This window comes from Alteromonas sp. 5E99-2, assembly GCF_017368475.1.
In the GTDB taxonomy this organism is placed as follows: Bacteria; Pseudomonadota; Gammaproteobacteria; order Enterobacterales; family Alteromonadaceae; genus Alteromonas_F.
Genome location: NZ_JAFNJE010000106.1, coordinates 1 through 320, shown reverse-complemented (window position 1 = coordinate 320; position 320 = coordinate 1). Strand labels below are relative to the sequence as shown.

The 320-nt window shown below is 47.5% G+C and carries 1 protein-coding gene; it reads right to left on the bottom strand.

Annotation, left to right across the window (positions count from 1 at the left end):
• On the bottom strand, window positions 1-320 hold a 320-nt coding region (locus J3L16_RS16570), incomplete at both ends, for a hypothetical protein (protein ID WP_207614074.1).

Genomic DNA, 320 nt, shown 5'->3' with positions numbered 1-320 from the left:
AATACCTCTTGCCAAATACCCGCAAGGGCAATTTCTGTGTCACCCTCAGGTGCTTCATACGTATTGATGTTGGCTAATTCAGGCGCAGGTAATGCTTTTCTATCCACCTTGCCATTGGGTGTTAACGGTAGTGCATCCAATACCACTATGATCCCTGGAACCATATAATCAGGCAGGCTTTCATGTAATGCCCTTTGAATGCGTTGTGTTTCTAAGGGAGCTTGCGTACCTGCTGTCGCTGACACATAAGCCACTAATCGCTCACTGCCTTGATGGGACTGTGCAACCACTACCGCTTCATGAATGTCCTCTTGCTGTAG